This is a genomic window from Halococcus sediminicola (assembly GCF_000755245.1).
GTDB lineage: Archaea > Halobacteriota > Halobacteria > Halobacteriales > Halococcaceae > Halococcus > Halococcus sediminicola.
The window spans coordinates 645,774-664,634 of record NZ_BBMP01000022.1 but is presented as its reverse complement, the minus strand read 5'-3'; the positions used below and the strand labels follow the sequence as shown (position 1 = coordinate 664,634).

Here is an 18,861-nt window from a genome sequence, read left to right as displayed (position 1 = left end):
TCTAGGCCGAGACCTGCGACTCGAACTGCTCGGCCTGGGATTCGAGTTGGCTCTGGAACTGCTCGACCTGTGACTGGAGCTGTTCTTGGAACTCCGTGGCCTGTTCGAGCTGGCGCTCGGACTGGGCCTCGAACTGCTCTTGCAGGTCGGCCATGCGCTCCATCTGCTCGTCGAGCTGTGCCTCGAAGCTCTCGGCGAGTTCCTCGTTCTGGCTCTCGGCCTGTTCGACCATCTCGACCATCCGCTCTTGGATCTCCTCGTGGGCCTCGAACAGTTCGTCGAAGCCCTCGTCCATCGTCGCGGTGTATTCGCCCGCGAACTCCTCGTGGCTGTCGAGACCCTGCTCGACAGCGCTCGTGAGCTGGTCGAAGCTCTCGGCGTGGACCTCCTTCAGCTGGGCGAAGCCCTCCTCGGTCGGCTCGCGGAGCCCGCGGACGCTGCCCCCGGCGGGCGTGGCGGTCTCCATCGCCTGGAAGTACTGCTTCGTCGCGCCTTCGGCGGCCTCGACGCTCTGTCGCTGGAGCTGTTCTTGGCTCTCGATGCCCGAGAGCAGCATCTTCCCCATGTTCTGCTGGAGATCGATACCCTGCTCGATGGCCTGCTGACTCCCTTTCAGGGCTGTGCGCTGCATCGCGAACGTCGCTTCGATCGGTGTGGTGTACTGACTCATGATGTGTCTCTGTTGCGTTTGACCGGGACGACGACCGTCTGAACGATGTCGCCTTCCTCGATGTCGAGCGCCTCGCGTTCGGCGTCGGGAATCGAGATCCGCCCGCCGCTCTGGACGCGCGTCTTGAACGTCGCCGTTCCCATGGTCGTGGCGGCGATCTCCGGGAGACCTCCCGTTCCCGACCCGGCGTTCATCATCTGCTTTGCGAACGCCGTCTGCTGCTCGACGGCCTGCTCGCTGGCCTCTTGAAACTGCTTTGCCCACAGTGCCGGCGGCCACGTCGCGTCGTCTTCGTCGGTCATCGCTCATCCCCACCTACATCCCCTGAGAGGATAAGTGTTGCGCTCGTCACCACAGAGAACCATTCGATGGCAAAGGATGGTTCGTCGGGGGCGGGTGGCGTCGTGTTTGCTATCGGATTCGGGCCGGAATCGGACGAGTGGACGCCCACAGGCGACAAAAAGCACCTGCATGGGAGTTGGAACCTTTTATATACGTCGGTCACATATACGAGGTAGCCCATGAGTTCCGAATCGAAGCCCTCCACGCTGACCGATGCGTGGGTCCGCAACTCCACGTTCCTCCTCGACAGCGTTCTCGCGGCCAACCGCGCCACGCTCGCCGCATTCGGCGTCGACAGCGACGAGGAAGTCGTCGCCGGCGAGGAGCGCCCGGAGTGGAACGTCGAACTCACCGAACACCGGCGCGCCGCGCTCTCGGTCGGCGACAGAGTCGAGTTCTCGAAGCGACTCACCGACGACGACGTGCGCGCGTTCGCCGCGGCCAGCGGCGACACGAACCCGCTCCACCTCGACGAGGAGTACGCAGAGGAGACGATGTTCGGCGAACGCATCGCCCACGGGACCCTCGTCTCGGGACTCATCAGCGCCGCGCTCGCACGCCTACCCGGACTCGTCATCTACCTCTCACAGGACGTCGAGTTCCACAACCCGGTAGGCATCGACGACCGCGTGACCGCCGAGTGCGAGATCGTCGAGGACCTCGGCGAGAACCGCTATCGACTGCGGACGACGGTACGGGACGCTGAGGAGACGGTCATCGACGGCGAGGCGGTCGTCATGCTCGACGAACCCTAGAGAAAGTCGCTCACGACACGGTCGAACTTTTCGGGATGTTCTCGCGGCGGCCAGTGACCACATCGCTCGAACGGGACGAACTCACTGGTGGGGATTCGCTCGGCGGCCCGCTCGGACCACGCGATGGGAAAGATGGGGTCCTCGCGGCCGTGAACCAGCAGCGTTGGGGCTTCGAGTTCGTCGAGCCGGTCGAGATAACAGGTTCGTAGTCCACAGGCCCGGAACTCGTCGCGCTGCCACGCGCCGAGCGCGCGCGCCGCCGCCGGACTGACCGCCCGCTGGACATCAGTGACGAACTCCGGAGAAGGGCTCACCGTGAGTCCCGTGAGGCTGGTCGCGACGAGCGCCGGATTGAGCAATCCTGCACCCATCAACCCGTCGAACCCGGGAGTATTGAGTAGCGCCGCCCCACCCGGTCGCCACGGCGCGTCGCGGCCCAGTCCGTAGCTATCGACGAGTACGAGCCGCTCGATTCGCTCTCCATCGTCGAGTACGTGCCCGAGCGCGACGGCCCCGCCCATCGAGATGCCGACGAGACTCGCGTGCTCGATGGCGAGCGCGTCGAGGAGACCGTCGAGAACGGCGAGATACGACTCCATCGTGTACTCCTCGGCCCCGTCGCTCTCGCCGTGACCCGGGAAGTCCGGCGCGATGACTCGGTGATTCTCGGCGAGATGCGGGAGAGTGTGTTTCCACGAGACGCTCGCCGCGTCGAGTCCGATGCCGTGGAGCAAGATTATAGGGTCGCCCTCGCCGGCGGTCAGGTATCGGATGTCGACGGATTCGTCGCCGGTATCGACCTCGATTCGTTTCGACTCCGCGCCCGCTTGCCCCCGAGTCATGTCTACCACTCGTGGAGCACGCGCATGAGGGTTCGCAAACGCCAAACGACGACGAACTCACGACGTGAGTGGCGCAAAACGAGACACGCCGATCTCCCCTCACTAAAGCGACGATACCGACCGCCTGCTCAGCGACACCGACGAAGCGCGTATGACTATCGATCCTCGGTAGGCCGCTCTCGTTTGCATCTTTTCGATTATGGAAAGAGTCGGCGTTGCGTACAGCCCGTAAACGAGGGTGGTTGCTGGCAGAGCACCAAACTCATCATGTCGCCAATGGTTTTATTACGAGATGAGAGCTTGATTCTATTATGGACGGCAAACGTATCGCTATATTGGCCGGTGCGATTGGTATCCTTAGTGCAGTCGTGAAGATCGTGCCTGGGATTCTTCTCGGTGGCCTGTTCGAGCGCGGGCCTCCGGGCTGGCTACCCATGTTCGGAACGGTTGGGCAATCAACGACGCTGTATATCTATGGTGCGGATATCGTTGGAGCCGTTCTGATGGTAGCCCTCGCGGTCGGGTTCGGGTATTACGCGAGCCGAGAACTCGACCTTCGTGATGCATACCGACAGTTCTGCGCGGCAGTCGTGGCTGGGACGACGATTCCTCTCGTCGTAGCGTGGGTAGTAGTGGCAGGAGCGTTCGTCCTCGGGAGCTTCGGCGGGTTCAGTGTTCTCGTGACGACAGCACTGATTGTGCGCCTATTCGCCACTATCTCGTTGCCGGTTGCTGTCGGTGTGTTTGCCGGTGCAGCACTCACCCAGTTCTCGAAGAACGGATACACGCCACCGGAGTCCGATGGAACGAGCTCCGACTCGACATCGACGACGAGCTGAAGTATCCGCCACCGCGGCTACCGGCACCATCGATCTTCGTAACAGTATATAACCGGCCTGTGTTCGCTCGCCCCCACATCGAGACTGCCTTCACGACCGCCGCAACGATTATTTCTCGACGTCGAGCAGCGCGACCCGTTCACAGACGAGTGCCGCGAGACCCGCGTCCGTCGCCACGAGTTCGCGCTCGTCGATGTCGAAGAACTCACCGACGCGCTCGGTGTCGAACGAATCGAGCGTGTCCTCGGCGTCGAGCAGCGCTTCGACGTCGTTCGCCGCTGCCCGCTCCGCGCGCCCGTTCTCGCCGGCGACGAGTACGACGACCGGCTGTTCGCCCTCGCCGACACCGAGTTCGAGCGCCTGCTCGATTTGCCGGCGTCCGGCGGCGTACAGCAGGATTTCGACCGCACGCTCGCGCGCGACCGCCTCGCCGCGCTCACGTGCCCGGTCGGCGAGTTCGAGCGCGCGTTCGAGATGAGTACGCGAGACGATGTAGCGCGCGTCGAACGCCTGTATCGCACAGTCATGCTCGTCGCCAATCGCCCCGAGGCGGGCGACGAACTCGTCCACGTTCTCGACTGTCGCCCGGCCCTCGACGAGTTCCATCAGCGTCTCCTCCGAACTCCGGCCATCAGAACTCACCGAGGTTCGACTGGTCTTCGCGTTCCTCGCCCTCGACGACCGCCACCGACCCCGCCGGTTCGACGTCCGCCATCGAGGGATCGCTCCGACCGACGTTCTCCAGCACGTTCTCTGCAGTCTTCGTCCGCCCGCGGAGCGCGCCTAGCACGACCGATTTCTCGGCGTTTCTGAGGTCGGCGCGCGTCTCGATGTCGTTCTCGAACAGCCGGCGGGCGCGCTTGCGACCGACGCCGCGCACGCCCGCGAGGTCGATGAGTTCCGGACGGATGCCGTGGGCGACGCGCGTCCTGGCTTCTCTGACGGCGGGTGCCCACTCCAGTCCGAGTTCGCCCCCGAGACGCTCGGCGGCCGACAGCAGCCATTCGGCAGTGTCGACCTTCCCTCGGAGGTCGCCCGGCCCGATCGAGTAGCGGTCGGTGATGGTGCTTTCGTCGAGTTCGCTCGCCCAGTCGTCGAGCATGTTCGCAGTCTTGAGCGCCGAGAGCCAGTCCTCCCAGCGTTCCTCGAACTCGCTCGGAACGCTGCCCAGCATCTCGGTCTCGTGCTCGTGGGCGATCATGGTGTACTCCTCGCGGTCACCGGATCGGAGATAGAGTTCGTACATGTCGGGTGTGCGACTCACGAGATGGAAGAGGCCGAGCGCGCTCGGGCGATCGTCGGCGCTCTCGAGACCGTCGACGATTTCGGCGGCGCTCATCGGGTCGAGATAGAGTCGCGAGACCGTATGGCCGAGCGAGGTCGCGGCCAGGTCATCGCCGTCGCGTTCGAGGAAGTCGTTGGCGACGAGATAGTCGAGCATCGAGTCCGTGACCCGTTCGAGACGGCCACCTTCGGTGGTCTGGGTGGCATAGAGGGTTCTGTCGAGGAATTCGAGCAGTCCCTCGCGCGACCCCGCAAACCCGGAGGCGATGGTGGCGAGCAGATGGGTTCTGAGAGCGGGTTCGGCGGCGAGTTTCGAGCGGACAGGTTCGGGTTCGGTCCAGATATACCTGTCAAAGAGTTCGTCGAGTTCGTCGTGGCTCTTGGCGAGCAGCAGCGCTTCGCCGTAGGGATCGAGACCCGGCCGGCCCGCACGGCCGCACATCTGGTGGACTTCGAGCACCGAGAGCGGTTGCATCCCGCCGGCTTCGCCGGAGTAGCGCCGCCAGTCGCGGACGACGACCCGGCGACTCGGCGTGTTGACGCCCGCCGCGAGCGTTGGTGTCGCCGAGACCACCTTCAGCAGGCGCTCGCGGAAGGCGTCCTCGACGAGTTCGCGATGGTCAGAGGCCAGACCGGCATGGTGAAAGGCCGCCCCGCTTTCGACCGCGTTCGCCAGATCGGTACTCGTCTCGGTGTCGCTCACGTCGCGGATATCGGCGGCCACGCCGGCGAGGCGGTCGCGTTCCTCCCCTGTGAGTTCGCTTTCGACTGTGTTGGCGAGCCGGCGGGCTTCGGCCTCGGCGTTGCGCCGGGAGTTGACGAACACGAGCGTCGATCCCTCGTCGGCGAGCGTATCGCGCACGATGGCCGCAGTCGGCTTCTCGCCGTCCTCGACCCCGAGTTCGTGTTGTTCGCCGTCCTCCAAGTGGACCGCCTGCCCGAAGTGGACGCCTTTCTTCAGGTCGATCGGTCGCCACGTCGAGTCGACGAGTTCGGCGTCGAGCCAGTCGGCGAGGATCTCGGGGTTGCCGATCGTCGCCGAGAGCGCCACCGTTTGCAGACCGAGATTGCGCTGGCGGAGTTTCGCGAGCGTGACCTCCAACGTGGGGCCGCGATGGCCGTCGTCGACGAGGTGGACTTCGTCGGCGACCACACAGCTCAACTGCGAGATCCACGGTGCGTCGTTGCGGACGAGCGAGTCGACCTTCTCGCTGGTGGCGACGATGATGTCACACGAGGCGAGCCACTCGCCGTCCGAATCGTAGTTGCCGGTGGAGACCCCGATGGTGAGTCCGTACTGCTCGAAGGTCTCGAACTCGGTGCGCTTCTCGCCGGCGAGCGCACGCAGCGGCACGATGTAGAGCGCCTTGCCACCGCGGGCGACGCTCGCGGTCATGGCGAGTTCCGCGATGAGGGTCTTCCCCGACGCCGTGGGGACGCTCGCCACGAGACTCTCGCCCTCGGTGACGCCCGCATCGACGGCTTCCGCCTGCGGTGGATACAGCTCCTCGATGCCGTCCCCGCGCAGATGCTCGGGCAGCCACTCGGGGACGCCCGACAGCTCCGAGACGTTCATTATCCGTTCTGTGTGCCGCTCGCCGTTTAAACCGTCGGAGTACGCCGTCAGCCATATGGTCGCGCCGGGGGAAGCGACGGTATGCGAATCGAGTACGACCGCGAGACCTGCATCGGGATGTTCCAGTGCGTCGCCGAGTGGGAGGGTTTCGAACGCGACGAGGATGCCGGCAAGGCAGTGCTGGTCGACGGCGAGGAGGACGAGCCCGAAAAATTCGTCCGGGAGGTGCCCGCCGACGCGGAGTTAGATGCGAAGTTCGCCGCCCGTGCCTGCCCGGTCGACGCCATCACGGTCTACGACGACGGCGAGCAGATCATCCCGTAGTCATACTGTCGGATGGTGCTGGCCCGGAGACACGGCCGGAATATCCAGTTCGTTCGACGTCTCCGTCGTTCGATATTCCCTTTCCGTCCATAGCATCAGGCCAGCGAGCCGAGCACGGCGATGTCGTACGAGCCGACGTCGCTCGGCGTTTCGAGCACGATGACGTCGAAACTCCACGTCGCGCCGGCCGCGAGATCGTGGGTACTGTCGAGGTACTGACCGAGCTGTTCGCCGTTGGTGTCGTAGACGCGCGCACGGACCTCGACCAGTTCGAGGCGTTGCTGACCGGTGTTCTCGACGCTGCCCTGAATCACGACGCCGCGGTAGTCGTCCTTGACGTCGAGTTCGTGGCCCCGGAGCGCGAGCGTGTCGAGCGGGACGGCGTAGTCGTGGCCGTCGAGTTCGGCGCGCGCGGCCGCAGCGCTCGCCGCGCTGGCGTTCGGTTCGTCCTTCGAGGGTGGATCGATCGTCCCACTGGACTCGTACTCGGCGGTGTCCGGTCGGCCGCTACAGCCGGCGAGAGCGGTCGAGACGCCTGCGCCGGCCAGTACGAGGAAACGACGCCGGGTCGAGTGCGCGGGGTCCTCCGGGTCGCCCGTCATTCGTCTTCCACCCCGAGATCGAGCGAGCGCTGTGAGTCCCGGAGGACGAACGGCCCGATGGCGAGCGTTCGCTGGGCGATCGTCGCGAGACGGACGATGTACGCCACGAGCACGAAAAACGGCGTCGAGGCGATCGCGACGGCCGCGCTGACGACGAAGACGACGTTCTCGATGCCGAGCGTCGAGCCGATGAAGGAGTTCGGGTTGAGATAGAGCAATCCCATGATGGCGATGGCGAGGGCGGGCACGCCGGCGTAGAGCATGTCCCGCGAGAGGTCGACCAGTTCGCGCCGGAAGTACAGCGTCTTGAAGTGCTCGCGTGCGGGGCCGAACAGGAAGAGCACGTCAAGCAGGTCCTCGAAGGCGTCGTGTTCGGCCTCGCCGAGCGCGTCCCCGTAGGCCGCACGGACTCGCCGGGTCGCGTAGATGTTCCACGAGTAGTCGTAGTTCAGAATGACGCCGACGACGTCGAAGTCGCCGAAGTCGGCGTCGGCCAACTGGTCGCCGATGGTGGCCGCGTGCTCGCCGATGCGCTCGGCGAGGTCGGTGACGTTCTCGCGCAGCGCCGCGTCGTCGTTGTCCGCGACCCGTTCTTCGAGCGTCGACGCGCGCGCCTCGCACAGCTGCATGAACGAGGCGGGGTCCGGCGGCGCGACGGAGCCACTCAGCTCCTCGATGTCCTGGCGGAAGTCGACCGCACCGGCCATCCGGTCGCGCTGCTCGCCGAGCGGCCCGAGTTCCCGCGAGAGGACCAGTTGGGTGAGCGTGACGACGAGCGTGATGCCGGTGACCAGCGACATGACGAACGACTGGAACAGCCGCTCGACGTGCGTTCCCTGCCGGATGAGCACCCGCAGCGAGGTCGTGTTGACCGCACCGGCGGCGACGAGCACGACGAACAGCCCAGCCGTGAGCAGCGCGGCGATGACGACGCGGTTGGCGGTGAGCAACAGCCACGACCGCAGCCGGCCGTTGTTCGTCCCCGCGCCGGAATCACTCATTGACGTCGGGAGACTCGTGGCCGACAAAAGCCCTCGGGCTGCGTGGAGCCGGCAGGCTCTTTCCGGTCGCTTTCCCAGACCAGTCATGAGCGCCCACACCGTCCGATCGTACTACCGGACCATCGACGGGAAGCGCTACGACGACCTCCGGGAACTCCTCACATCCGAGTTCGTCCACGAGCGCCCCGACCGGACGTTCGAGGGGCGGGAGACGTTCATCGGGTTCATGCGCGAGGGCCGCCCGCGAACCGAGACGGACCACGAACTCGACAGGCTCTACGACGACGGCGACGAGATCGCCGTCCGCGGCCGCCTGCTCGGCGGGGACGAGCGCCTGTTCGGATTCGTCGACGTCCACACGATCGACGACGGAAAGATAGCCAACATCATGACCTACACCGACTGAATCACGAAACAACCACACCAAACAATTGGAGAAGCATTCCGAGAGCAATAGAAATCGCACCGAGCAACAAACGCAACAACTTTCGTCTCAGTTCGACGTAACCGGATTCAGTTGTCGGCATGTTGTGACTGGATTTGTCGATGACACGCTCCAGATCGATATCGCTAACCGGTCCTCCTTCTTCCAATTCAGTTTGATCCACTCGATAGAGACGAACAAGACGGCGTATCGGCTTCTGGCCGATTATCCCTGAAAACGTGATTAGAGACACACCGAGGAGATTAAATACAAGACCGAGTGCAGTAAGATATTGTCCAACACTTAAGAATAAACAAATTTCAGGAATCATAGATATACGATTTCGGTCAAAAAAGGCGTCAAAATGGTGAATTGTCTATTTTAGCTATTCCTTTCGACCCGCGCCGACCGCGCTCTCGCCGACCGGTTCGTGGCCCTCGATGATTTCCTGACCGCCCATGTACGGCCGGAGCGCTTCGGGAACCTCGACCGTGCCGTCCGGGTTCTGGTAGTATTCCAGGATGGCGACCATCACGCGCCCGATGGCGGTGCCCGAGGCGTTCAGAGTGTGGAGGTACTCGGCCGATTCGTGGCGTTCGGGGCGGTAGCGAAGTCCGGCCCGTCGGGCCTGGAACGCCTCGAAATTGGAAGCCGAGGAGACTTCGAGCCAACGACCACCCTCCTCGGGACCGTCGTCCATGTCGTCGCCAGGGGCCCAGACTTCGATGTCGTAGGTCTTCGCGGCCGTGAAGCCGAGGTCGCCAGTACAGAGTTCGAGTATTCGATAGGGGAGGGCGAGTCGCTGGAGCACTTCCTCAGCCTCGCCCAACAGGGCTTCGAGGCGGTCGTAGCTCTCGTCGGGCCGGGCGAAGTTCACCAACTCGACTTTGTTGAACTGGTGGACCCTGACGATACCGCGGGTTTCGGTGCCGTGTTCGCCCGCCTCGCGTCGGAAGTTGGGCGTGTAAGCCTGATGTTTGAGCGGCAAATCGTCGTCGAGCAGAATCTCCTCACGGTACATGTTTGTCACCGGGACCTCGGCGGTGGGACAGAGCCAGAGGTCGTCGTCTTCGTAGTCGTCCCGTTCAGCCCCGCCGAGCCGGTAGGCGTCGTCGTTGAACTTCGGCAGTTGACCCGTGCCCGTCATCGACGTGCTGTTGACGGGCACCGGCGGAAACACGTCCACGTACTCCTGCTCGCGGTGGACGTCGAGCATGAACTGGATGAGCGCGTGTTCGAGGCGCGCGCCGTCACCCTTGAGGAAGTAAAAGCCCGCACCCGTCGTCTTCGCGCCGCGCTCGAAATCCAGGATCTCCATCTCTTCGCCCAGATCGTAGTGGGGCGTCACCTCGTCGGGCAGGTCGCGCAGGTCGTCGAACCTCTCGCGGCGGACTTCGACGTTCTCGGACTCGTCTGCGCCCTCGGGCACACTCTCGTGGGGAATCTGGGGGAGTTCGAGCAGCGCCCCGTCCAGTTTTGCTTCGAGGTCGTCGGCGCGCTCCTCGACCGCTGCGATGTCGGCTTTGAGGTCCTGCGAGCGCGCGATGGCCTCGTCGGCTTCCTCGTCCTCGCCGGCCTGTTTGAGTTCGCCGATACGACTGGAGACCTCGTTGCGCTCGTGACGGAGTTCGTCGCCGCGATTCTTCGCCTCGCGCCACCGGTCGTCGATGTCGAGCACGCGGTCGAGGTCGACGTCGGCCCCGCGGGCGTCGAGGGCCGCGCGCACCTCGTCGGTGTGCTCGCGGAGGTACTGTCTGTCGAGCATTTGCCGGCGATTGCGCGCCGCGTGCCAAAATCCTATTGTTCGACGGGAGGTTTTTCACGGCGCTCGTCGTTCCCGGAGACATGGCAATCGGCGACGTCTTCGCGGTCGACGGCTGTTCGGATCTCTACTACGTCGATACCGGGATGTACGACACACCCGAGTACGGCGCGGTCTACATCCTCGATGCCGACGAACCCGCGCTCATCGACACCGGTATCGGCACCAGATATGAAAACATCCTCGACGCGCTCGCCGAGGTAGGCATCGCCCGCGAGGAACTCTCGTACATCCTTCCCACCCATGTGCACCTCGACCACGCGGGCGGAGCGGGCTATCTCGCAGCCGAGTGCCCGAACGCCACCGTGATGACCCACGACATCGGCGTGCCCCACCTCGTCGACCCGGAGCGACTGGTCGCGGGCACTAAGGCAGCAGTCGAGAGCCAATGGCAGTTCTACGCCGAGCCGAAACCCGTGCCCGAAGCGCGCATCGAGGGAGTCTCGGACGGCGACGAGATCGATTGCGGGGACCACACGCTTGATGTCCATCACGCACCGGGGCATGCCCCCCATCAGGTGATGTTCCACGACCGCGAGAGCGACGCCCTGTTCACGGCGGACGCGGCGGGCATCTGGATTCCGAGCATCGAGACGATTCGCCAGACCTCGCCGCCCTCGAACTTCGACCTCGAAGCCTGCCTCGACGACATCGAGACCATCCGCGACATCGACCCCGAGGTACTGTGCTTCGGCCACTTCGGTCCCCGAGAGTACGACGACGCGCTGATGGACGAGTACGCGCGGGTGCTGGAGGAGTGGGTCGGCGACATCGAGGACGCACGCGCCGAACTCGATAGTGACGAGGCGGTCATCGACCACTTCATCACCGAGAGCGAGATGGCCGATGCGTGGTCCGAGCGCAAGGCTAGCGCCGAGGAGCGCCTGAACGTTCGGGGCGTACTCGCGTATCTCGACCAGCGGTAGACCGCCGAATCCATCCCGCCCCAGACGTCAGCCGGCTGGAAATCCGATGGCCGATGTTTATTACCGAGCCAGCCGGTGATGGGGCATGGACTGGCAGGAGGCGGAGGCGAACTTCGAGAGCGAGGTGCTCGGCGACAGGACGCTGTCAGCGATGTTCGCACGGAGCGCGACGCGCCACGACGAGGAGATCGCCCAGCAGTACAAAGGGGGCATCTACGACCGCTCGCTGGCCGGGCCGGTCGTCCCGCGCGCACCCGACGGCGAGTTCGCGGACCTGACCTACCGACAGATGCACCGGATCGTCAAGCGCCTCGCGGCGGGCTTTCGCAGCCTCGGCGTCGAGGCAGGTGACAGAATCGGTCTCTTCGCCAATACGCGCATGGAGTGGGCACAGACCGACTTCGCCGTGCTCGCCGCCGGCGGCGTCGTCACCACAGTTTATACGAGCTCCTCGCCCGACCAAGTCGAGTATCTCCTCTCTGATCCCGGGGCCACGGGAGTGATCGTCGAAAATCAGGAACTGCTCGAACGCGTCCTCGAAGTCGAGGACGAACTCGACCTCGACTTCGTCGTCTCGATGGACGAACTCGACGGGTACGGCGACCGCGAGGACGTGCTGACGCTCGCGCAGGTCCACGAGCGTGGCGTCGGCGCGTTCGATCCCAACGAGTACGAAAGCTGGCTCGATGCGCGCGACCCCGGGGACCTCGCGAGCCTCGTCTATACATCGGGAACCACCGGACGGCCGAAGGGCGTCCGGCTCAGCCACCGCAACTTCAAGTCGAACGTCGACCAGGTCTATCGCCGCTTCGGCCCGCGCGAGGACAAGGGCGACCTCCCGACCATCGGTCCCGGCGCGAGCACTCTCTCCTTTCTCCCGCTCGCACACGTCTTCGAGCGGCTTGCGGGGCATTTCATGATGTTCGCCGCCGGCGCGACCGTCGCCTACGCCGAGAGTCCGGACACCCTGCAGGAGGACTTCCCGCTCGTGAACCCCTCGACGGGCACGAGCGTGCCCCGAGTCTATGAAAAATTGTACGATTCCATCCGCGAGCAGGCCAGCGAATCCGCGGTCAAAGAGCGCATCTTCGAGTGGGCCGTCGACGTCGGACAGCGGTACCAAGAGCGCGATGCGCCCGGACTTTCCCTGCGAGCCAAGCGCGCGCTCGCCGATAGGCTAGTATTCGGGCAGGTCCGCGAGGGTGTCGGCGGCAACATCGACTTCTTCATCAGCGGCGGCGGCAGCCTCTCGCCCGAACTCGGCCGGCTGTTCGACGGGATGGGACTGCCCATCCTCGAGGGCTATGGTCTCACCGAGACCGCGCCCGTCGTGGCCGTCAATCCGCCCGAAGCACCCGAAATCGGGACGATCGGCCCGCCCGTCTCCGACGAGGAAGTGAAAGTCGATTCGACGGTCGTCCCCGACGACTTCGACGCCGACGGCGAGGTGGGCGAACTCCTCGTGCGCGGGCCGAACGTCACCGAGGGATACTGGCAGAACCCCGAGGCGACCGAGGACAGTTTCGAGAACGATTGGTTTCGGACGGGTGACGTGGTCGAACTCCGTCCCGATGGGTATATCGCCTTCCGCGAGCGCTCGAAGCAGTTGCTCGTGCTCTCGACGGGCAAGAACGTCGCGCCCGGTCCCATCGAGGACGCCTTCGCCCAGCGGCAGTTGGTCGAGCAGGCGATGGTGCTCGGCGATGGCGAGAAGTTCGTGAGTGCGCTCGTCGTGCCCAACGAGCAGCGCGTCCGCGAGTGGGCCGACGGGGAGGGCATCGACCTGCCCGACGACTCACAAGAGATCTGTCGGAACGAGCGGGTACAGGCACACGTTAGCGAGGTGGTCGAGGCGGTCAACGAGGACTTCGAGTCCCACGAGCGTATCAAGAAGTTCGCGCTCGTGCCCGAGGAGTTCACCGAGGACAACGACCTGCTGACGCCGACGATGAAGAAGAAACGCCGGGACATCCGGGAGCGCTACGACGACGAAATCGACTCGTTGTACGCCGACTGAGACCTCTCGCGTCGCCGGAAGTGAACGCGCTTATATAACGTGGTTGCGTATCAGTTCGCATATGGAGGGTCGGGAGTGGCATCTGGCGGAGCGGGGCTGATAGCGCTCGTCGCGGGTATCATCGCCCTGGGGATCGCCTCGCAGGTCCTCGGCGATCGCTTTCGCGTGCCGAGTATCATCTTCCTGCTGACGACGGGTCTCGTGCTCGGTCCGGTGTCGGGGCTGGTACTCCCCTCGCGGGTCATCAGCGCCGACACATTCGGCGGCGCGCTGCCGGCCATCGTCGGGCTTGCGGTCGCCATCATCGTCTTCGAGGGGGCATTCCACCTCCGCATCGAGGACCTCAGGCAGACCTCGTCGGCGACGATACGGCTCGCCACCGTCGGCGCGGCCATCTCACTGGTCGGCACCGCAGTCGTCGTCCACTACGCGCTCACGGCCCCGTGGGACGTCTCCTTTCTCGTCGGCGCGCTACTGGTGGCCACAGGACCAACGGTCATCGCGCCGATCCTGGAGGTGGTGCCGGTGCGCGACCGCGTGGCGACCACGCTCGAAACCGAGGGTATCGTCAACGACGTGACGGCGGCGATCCTCGCGGTCGTCGTCTTCGAGGTCGTCTTCGAGGCCTCGGCGGGAATCACCGCCATCCTCGTCGTCTTCGCCATCAAACTCGGCGTCGGCATCGTCGTCGGCACGGCGGTCGCCATCGCGCTCTGGTATCTCATCCGCTACGTCGACCTCTCGCCGGGCAACGCACCCCGGAACGCCCGCCTGCTCGTGCTCGCCGGTGCGCTGGTGGCCTACGGGCTGGCGAACGTCTGGGCCTCCGAGGCGGGCATCGCCGCCGTCGCCACCGCCGGTCTCATCGTCGGCAACCTCGACATTCCCTACGAAGAGGACATCACCGACTTCAAAGGCGACATCACGCTCATCGTGCTTTCGTTCGTGTTCATCGCGCTCGCCGCACTGCTCAACTTCTCGGACCTCCCGTTCGGACTCGGCGGGTTGGCGGTCGTCATTACTGTGATGGTCGTGCTCCGGCCGCTGGTCGTCTTCCTCTCGACGTCGGGCGGGCGGTTCACCCGCGAGGAGCGAGTGTTCATGAGTGCCATCGGCCCGCGGGGCATCATCCCCGCCTCCGTGGCGACGCTCTTTGCCGTGCGCCTCCAGGCCGAGGGGATGGGTGCGGCCGCCGAGACGCTCGTCGGCACCGTCTTCCTCGTCATCTTCGCCACAGTTCTAGTCGAGGGCGGGTTAGCCAGATACATAGCGGAGTATCTCGACGTGATTCCCATGCGTGCCATCATCGTCGGCGGCGGCAAAGTCGGACGCGACCTCGCCACGCGCCTCGATGCCCGCGGCGAGAACGTCGTCATCGTCGAACACGACGAAGAGAACGTCGAGACCGCCCGAAGGGAGGGATTCTCGGTTCACATCGGCGACGGGACCGACCGCGACGTCCTCCAGTCGGCGGGAGCCGAGAAAGCCTCGACGGTCGTGGCGACCACCGGCGACGACGACGTGAATCTGCTCGTGGCCCAACTAGCGGCCACCACCTTCGACACCGAGCAGGTCATCGCACGGGTCAACCAGCCCGAAAACGAGGACGCCTTCGAGGAACTCGACGTCGAGACCATCTCCTCGCCCATCGCCACCTCGTGGGCCATCGACAACCGCATCGAGCGGCCCGCACTCTGGAACTGGATGACCGAACTCGGCCGCTCGGGCGACGTCCAGGAGTTCGAGGTCACCGCTGCCGACGTCGCCGGCAAGACCATCGCCGAACTCGCGAGCGCCATCCCCGAAGGCTGTCTCATCGCACTCGTCAGCCGCGATGGCGAGAACAAGGTTCCAGATGGGGATTTCGAACTCGAACAGGGTGACCGCATCACGCTCGTCGGTCTCAACGAATCGGTCCAAGACGCTCTCGAACGGTTCCACCCTGCCGACTAACCGACCTTTTGCTACGCTCAGTCGCTCCCTGCGGTCGCTCCTTCGCTCGCAAAATGTCGATCAAAAGCCTTCGTCACCCCCTCACTCCCGGGGGTTCCGCGGCCCGCTCGCTCACTCCGTTCGCTCGCGATGGGATAGGTGTCCCCTCCGCAACCGCAAGCCGCATCGGGCGGCGCGCGGGTACGCAGCCGTCCCCGCGGCTGACCCTACATTTTTGAGCCATCGCACCGTCGCTCGCCTGTGAGACGATCGCAAGATTCCGGCGGCGGTGATGATTCGTGAGCGAGGCCAGAGACCTCTTCGAGGTCGTGGTGTTGCCGGTGGCGAGCGCCGAGGACGCACGCACCACCTGCGCCGGCGCGGCGGCCCACCTCCGCCGAGCGGGCGGGCGCGCGATCGTCGTCCACGTCATCGAAGGTACTGCGCCGTCCGACGGTACACACCCCGAACACGCCGCAGAGACGTTCGCAGCCGCCCGCGAGGCGTTCGGTGGGGGCGACGTCACCGTCGAGACGCGTCTCGAATACGGCGAATCGATCCCCGAGGTCGTCTTCGCCGTGGCCGACGAGGTGGACGCCAGCGCCATCGCGTTCACGCCACGCGCCGGCGGCCGCTGGCTCAAACTCCTCTCAGGTGACCTGACGAGCGCGCTCGTCACCGACAGCGAGCGGCCGGTCGTGGTGCTGCCGGACGGACACGAATAACGTCGAGCACGCCGCACGCCCCGCTCAGCGCGAAAATTCGATGGCTGCACCACCACCTTTTGCTACGGTCGCTGTGCGCTCCCTCGCAAAAGCTGGATCAAAAGCCGTCGTCACCCCCTCCGGAGGTTCCTCGGCCCGCTCGGACCCAATGTCGCTCGCGGTGGCTGGCCGTCACTCAGCGCGAAAACTCGATGGCTGCACCCTGTCCGAAGCCGACGCATTCGGTGGCGAGCCCGCGCTCGACGCCGCGCTTTTCCATCTCGTGAATCAGCGTCACCGGCAGGCGCGCGCCGCTCGCGCCGAGCGGGTGACCGATGGCGATCGCGCCGCCGTTGACGTTGAATATCTCGTCGTCGATACCGAGTTCGCGCTGGCAGTAGAGCGTCTGCGAGGCGAACGCCTCGTTGAGTTCCACGAGACCGTAGTCGTCGATATTCTTCCCCGTGCGTTCGAGCAGTCCCTCGGTGGCGGGCACGGGACCGATTCCCATTACTTCGGGTTCGACGCCCGCGACGTTGTTCGAGCCGACTTCGGCGAGCACGTCGAGGCCGTGATCCTCGGCGAAGTCGCGGCTCGTGATGAGCGTCGCGGAGGCCCCATCGGAGACCTGCGAGGCGTTGCCCGGTGTGACGGTTCCGTCGGATTTGAATACCGTCGGGAGGTCGGCGAGCTTTTCGGCCGTGGTGCCCGGTCTGAGTCCCTCGTCGGTGTCGATTTGGTCCTCACCGTTGTCGATGGGTACGATTTCGTCGTCGAAACGGCCGTCTTCGGTGGCCTCGACGGCGCGCTGCTGGCTGCGAGCGGCGTACTCGTCCTGCTGTTCGCGCGAAACGTCGTAGCGCTCGGCGACCTCCTCGGCGGTCATCCCCATCTGGAGCGCGGCGACGTTGTGGGCCTCGTTCAGCCGGGGATGGACGTTCTGTGAGTTCTGGCCCATCTTCGTCCGGCTCATGTTCTCGACGCCGCCGGCGATGATGGCGTCGCGCTGGCCGGCCCGGATCGCGTCCGAGGCCGAGATGATCGATTGAGCCGAGGAGGCACACCAGCGGTTGATGGTGGTCGCCGGGACGGATTCGCCCAGATCCGACAGCAGCGAGATGACCCGCGCGACGTTATTGCCCTGCTCGCCGCGCTGCTGGGCACAGCCCCACATCAGGTCGTCGACGTCCTCGCCCGCCAACCCTGTGTCGGCGAGGATCTCGTTGATGAGGGGGATCGAGAGGTCCTCGCTCCTGACCTCCGAGAAGACGCCGTCCTCCTTGCCTTGGGGGGTGCGGTACGCCGCCGCGACGACCGGGGTCGTATCGACCATGCGCGCCGTCGGTCCCGTGTCGGGTTAAACCCACGCAAACCCCCAGTTCTTTCATCGAGGTTTCCGGGAGGAGTTCGACGGTCTTATTCGTCCCGGTGACCTACACAGTCGGGAATGAGCAGTCCGGAACTGGACGTCGTGGAATTCCTGCTCACGACACACGTCTACAACGACGACCGTGAGCGCGACGCCGACGACCTGCCGCCACGCTACCGCCGCGCGTTCTGGTCGGACGACGGCATCGAACGACCGCTCGCTGCCACCGAGAGCACCGCACGGGAGGCCACCGAGATCGCGGACCCGTGGAGCGCCGTCTCGGGGCTGATGTTCACCGATCACGACGAGTTCTCGGGGTCGCTGTCGCTGACCGAACCCGACATGGCCAGAGAGTGGTTCACGGAGCGCGCCGACGGCGAGCGCATCGACGAGAACCCGACGCTCGCAGCCGTCCTCGAAGAAGGTGACTACGAGGCTGCCCGCGAAGCCAACAGGCCGGTACGAGCCGATCGGGTGTGGATAGACAGCCTGCTGGCGGAGTACTTCGACGAGGACGACGAGGAAGACGACGAGATGCTCGACCTCGTGGACGTGCGCGCGCCCGAAGAGGTCGAGATGACTCTCGACGACCTCGTGCTCACGGCTGATCAGGAAAACGAGATCGTGAAGATAATGAAGGCCATCGAGCACCGCGAGTATCTCGCCACCATCGGCCTGCGCGAGATCGGGAAACTTCTGTACGTGGGGCCACCGGGGACGGGCAAGACGACCACGGCCAGAGCGCTCGCCCACGAACTCGACCTCCCCTTCGTCGAGGTGAAGCTGTCGATGGTCACGAGCCAGTATCTCGGGGAAACCGCGAAAAACGTCGAGAAGACCTTCGAGGTGGCCAAACGGCTCTCGCCGTGTATCCTCTTCATCGACGAGTTCGATTTCGTCGCCAAGACCCGCAACTCCGACGAGCACGCCGCCCTGAAGCGCGCGGTGAACACTCTGCTCAAATCAATCGACGAGATCAGCCTCATCAACGACGAAGTCCTCCTGATCGGCGCGACCAACCACCCCGACCAGCTCGACGCGGCGGCGTGGCGGCGCTTCGACGAGATCGTCAACTTCCCGAAGCCCGACTCGCTGATGCGGGCTGACATCCTCCGCATCGTCACCCGGAACATGGACATCGAGGAGTTCGACCCCGAGGCGCTGGCCGCCGACACCGAAGGACTCACCGGAAGTGACCTCCGGCTCGTGCTCCGCGAGGCCGTCCTGGATGCGCTCACCGAGGAGCGCACCACCCTGACACAGGACGACCTCGAAGCCGCTGTCAGGGACTTCGAGGAGCGCGACAGCCTGAAAGATCTCGACATGATCGAGGGTGACCACGACGCGCTCGTGGCCGGCGGCGACATTAGCGCCGATGGCGGCTCCGACGGTCACGACCACGGTGCCGACGACCACGCACACGACCACTGAT

19 protein-coding genes are annotated in these 18,861 nt (G+C 64.9%); 9 read left to right on the top strand and 10 right to left on the bottom strand.

What is annotated here, in order from left to right; all coding sequences use genetic code 11:
* Position 1: 1 nt before the first annotated feature.
* Both ACP97_RS12665 and ACP97_RS12660 read right to left on the bottom strand, forming a co-directional pair.
* Entirely contained in the window at positions 2-670 is a 669-nt protein-coding gene (locus ACP97_RS12665) for a hypothetical protein (protein WP_049998160.1), read from the bottom strand.
* Positions 667-972: an AbrB/MazE/SpoVT family DNA-binding domain-containing protein gene (locus tag ACP97_RS12660; protein WP_049998159.1), complete on the bottom strand. Its 306-nt coding sequence runs from the start codon at positions 970-972 to the stop codon at positions 667-669. The genes ACP97_RS12665 and ACP97_RS12660 overlap by 4 nt, the downstream gene beginning before the upstream one ends.
* 219 nt (positions 973-1,191) lie before the next feature.
* Here ACP97_RS12660 and ACP97_RS12655 point away from each other — a divergent pair, with 219 nt between their 5' ends.
* Positions 1,192-1,767, top strand: a complete 576-nt coding sequence (locus tag ACP97_RS12655) for a MaoC family dehydratase (protein ID WP_049998158.1) — start codon at positions 1,192-1,194, stop codon at positions 1,765-1,767.
* Here the strand turns inward: ACP97_RS12655 and ACP97_RS12650 are convergent.
* Positions 1,764-2,609, bottom strand: coding sequence for an alpha/beta fold hydrolase (locus ACP97_RS12650; RefSeq protein WP_049998157.1), 846 nt, complete (start codon positions 2,607-2,609; stop codon positions 1,764-1,766). The genes ACP97_RS12655 and ACP97_RS12650 overlap by 4 nt on opposite strands.
* Positions 2,610-2,920: 311 nt before the next feature.
* Here ACP97_RS12650 and ACP97_RS12645 point away from each other — a divergent pair, with 311 nt between their 5' ends.
* Positions 2,921-3,448, top strand: a complete 528-nt coding sequence (locus ACP97_RS12645) for a hypothetical protein (RefSeq protein WP_049998156.1) — start codon at positions 2,921-2,923, stop codon at positions 3,446-3,448.
* 108 nt (positions 3,449-3,556) lie between these two features.
* On the opposite strand, the gene cgi121 is transcribed toward ACP97_RS12645, so the two are convergent.
* A complete protein-coding gene (gene cgi121, locus ACP97_RS12640; protein ID WP_049998155.1) occupies positions 3,557-4,054 on the bottom strand; it encodes a KEOPS complex subunit Cgi121 in 498 nt (165 codons plus the stop codon).
* Positions 4,055-4,079: 25 nt separating this feature from the next.
* On the bottom strand, positions 4,080-6,308 hold the full coding sequence (locus ACP97_RS12635; RefSeq protein ID WP_049998154.1) for an ATP-dependent DNA helicase: 2,229 nt from the start codon (positions 6,306-6,308) through the stop codon (positions 4,080-4,082).
* An 81-nt stretch (positions 6,309-6,389) separates the two neighbouring features.
* Between ACP97_RS12635 and ACP97_RS12630 the strand changes: the two genes are divergently transcribed.
* Positions 6,390-6,632, top strand: a complete 243-nt coding sequence (locus tag ACP97_RS12630) for a ferredoxin (protein ID WP_049998153.1) — start codon at positions 6,390-6,392, stop codon at positions 6,630-6,632.
* Between the two features lie 95 nt (positions 6,633-6,727).
* Here the strand turns inward: ACP97_RS12630 and ACP97_RS12625 are convergent, their stop codons facing one another.
* Complete coding sequence (locus ACP97_RS12625; RefSeq protein ID WP_049998152.1) at positions 6,728-7,234, bottom strand: FxLYD domain-containing protein; 507 nt, start codon at positions 7,232-7,234, stop codon at positions 6,728-6,730.
* Positions 7,231-8,235: a hypothetical protein gene (locus tag ACP97_RS12620; protein ID WP_049998151.1), complete on the bottom strand. Its 1,005-nt coding sequence runs from the start codon at positions 8,233-8,235 to the stop codon at positions 7,231-7,233. Before ACP97_RS12620 ends, ACP97_RS12625 begins: the two co-directional genes overlap by 4 nt.
* Positions 8,236-8,320: 85 nt before the next feature.
* On the opposite strand from ACP97_RS12620, the gene ACP97_RS12615 reads away from it, so the two are divergent.
* Positions 8,321-8,641, top strand: a complete 321-nt coding sequence (locus ACP97_RS12615) for a nuclear transport factor 2 family protein (RefSeq protein WP_049998150.1) — start codon at positions 8,321-8,323, stop codon at positions 8,639-8,641.
* Position 8,642: 1 nt separating this feature from the next.
* Here the strand turns inward: ACP97_RS12615 and ACP97_RS19935 are convergent, their stop codons facing one another.
* Together ACP97_RS19935 and serS are read right to left on the bottom strand one after the other, a co-directional pair.
* A complete protein-coding gene (locus tag ACP97_RS19935; protein WP_154020005.1) occupies positions 8,643-8,990 on the bottom strand; it encodes a hypothetical protein in 348 nt (115 codons plus the stop codon).
* A gap of 54 nt (positions 8,991-9,044) precedes the next feature.
* A complete protein-coding gene (serS, locus tag ACP97_RS12610; RefSeq protein WP_049998149.1) occupies positions 9,045-10,424 on the bottom strand; it encodes a serine--tRNA ligase in 1,380 nt (459 codons plus the stop codon).
* Between the two features lie 80 nt (positions 10,425-10,504).
* On the opposite strand from serS, the gene ACP97_RS12605 reads away from it, so the two are divergent.
* The 4 genes from ACP97_RS12605 to ACP97_RS12590 all read left to right on the top strand — a co-directional run bounded on the left by ACP97_RS12605 (position 10,505) and on the right by ACP97_RS12590 (position 16,081).
* Positions 10,505-11,407 (top strand): MBL fold metallo-hydrolase, encoded by a 903-nt coding sequence (locus ACP97_RS12605; RefSeq protein WP_049998148.1) that lies wholly within the window; start codon positions 10,505-10,507, stop codon positions 11,405-11,407.
* An 85-nt stretch (positions 11,408-11,492) separates the two neighbouring features.
* Positions 11,493-13,424, top strand: coding sequence for an AMP-dependent synthetase/ligase (locus tag ACP97_RS12600; RefSeq protein ID WP_049998147.1), 1,932 nt, complete (start codon positions 11,493-11,495; stop codon positions 13,422-13,424).
* Between the two features lie 75 nt (positions 13,425-13,499).
* Complete coding sequence (locus ACP97_RS12595; RefSeq protein ID WP_049998146.1) at positions 13,500-15,377, top strand: cation:proton antiporter domain-containing protein; 1,878 nt, start codon at positions 13,500-13,502, stop codon at positions 15,375-15,377.
* Positions 15,378-15,655: 278 nt separating this feature from the next.
* The gene (locus tag ACP97_RS12590) at positions 15,656-16,081 is read left to right on the top strand and encodes a universal stress protein (protein ID WP_049998145.1); all 426 of its coding nucleotides are present in this window, start codon (positions 15,656-15,658) and stop codon (positions 16,079-16,081) included.
* Between the two features lie 175 nt (positions 16,082-16,256).
* On the opposite strand, the gene ACP97_RS12585 is transcribed toward ACP97_RS12590, so the two are convergent.
* Positions 16,257-17,393: a thiolase family protein gene (locus tag ACP97_RS12585; RefSeq protein ID WP_049998144.1), complete on the bottom strand. Its 1,137-nt coding sequence runs from the start codon at positions 17,391-17,393 to the stop codon at positions 16,257-16,259.
* Positions 17,394-17,507: 114 nt separating this feature from the next.
* On the opposite strand from ACP97_RS12585, the gene ACP97_RS12580 reads away from it, so the two are divergent.
* A complete protein-coding gene (locus ACP97_RS12580) occupies positions 17,508-18,860 on the top strand; it encodes an ATP-binding protein (protein WP_049998143.1) in 1,353 nt (450 codons plus the stop codon).
* Position 18,861 lies beyond the last annotated feature (1 nt).

Coding starts and splice junctions, on each gene's coding strand:
- ACP97_RS12665 (WP_049998160.1), bottom strand. CDS start 670: ATGAGTCAGTACACCACACCGATCGAAGCGACGTTCGCGATGCAGCGC.
- ACP97_RS12660 (WP_049998159.1), bottom strand. CDS start 972: ATGACCGACGAAGACGACGCGACGTGGCCGCCGGCACTGTGGGCAAAG.
- ACP97_RS12655 (WP_049998158.1), top strand. CDS start 1,192: ATGAGTTCCGAATCGAAGCCCTCCACGCTGACCGATGCGTGGGTCCGC.
- ACP97_RS12650 (WP_049998157.1), bottom strand. CDS start 2,609: ATGACTCGGGGGCAAGCGGGCGCGGAGTCGAAACGAATCGAGGTCGAT.
- ACP97_RS12645 (WP_049998156.1), top strand. CDS start 2,921: ATGGACGGCAAACGTATCGCTATATTGGCCGGTGCGATTGGTATCCTT.
- cgi121 (WP_049998155.1), bottom strand. CDS start 4,054: ATGGAACTCGTCGAGGGCCGGGCGACAGTCGAGAACGTGGACGAGTTC.
- ACP97_RS12635 (WP_049998154.1), bottom strand. CDS start 6,308: ATGAACGTCTCGGAGCTGTCGGGCGTCCCCGAGTGGCTGCCCGAGCAT.
- ACP97_RS12630 (WP_049998153.1), top strand. CDS start 6,390: ATGCGAATCGAGTACGACCGCGAGACCTGCATCGGGATGTTCCAGTGC.
- ACP97_RS12625 (WP_049998152.1), bottom strand. CDS start 7,234: ATGACGGGCGACCCGGAGGACCCCGCGCACTCGACCCGGCGTCGTTTC.
- ACP97_RS12620 (WP_049998151.1), bottom strand. CDS start 8,235: ATGAGTGATTCCGGCGCGGGGACGAACAACGGCCGGCTGCGGTCGTGG.
- ACP97_RS12615 (WP_049998150.1), top strand. CDS start 8,321: ATGAGCGCCCACACCGTCCGATCGTACTACCGGACCATCGACGGGAAG.
- ACP97_RS19935 (WP_154020005.1), bottom strand. CDS start 8,990: ATGATTCCTGAAATTTGTTTATTCTTAAGTGTTGGACAATATCTTACT.
- serS (WP_049998149.1), bottom strand. CDS start 10,424: ATGCTCGACAGACAGTACCTCCGCGAGCACACCGACGAGGTGCGCGCG.
- ACP97_RS12605 (WP_049998148.1), top strand. CDS start 10,505: ATGGCAATCGGCGACGTCTTCGCGGTCGACGGCTGTTCGGATCTCTAC.
- ACP97_RS12600 (WP_049998147.1), top strand. CDS start 11,493: ATGGACTGGCAGGAGGCGGAGGCGAACTTCGAGAGCGAGGTGCTCGGC.
- ACP97_RS12585 (WP_049998144.1), bottom strand. CDS start 17,393: ATGGTCGATACGACCCCGGTCGTCGCGGCGGCGTACCGCACCCCCCAA.
- ACP97_RS12580 (WP_049998143.1), top strand. CDS start 17,508: ATGAGCAGTCCGGAACTGGACGTCGTGGAATTCCTGCTCACGACACAC.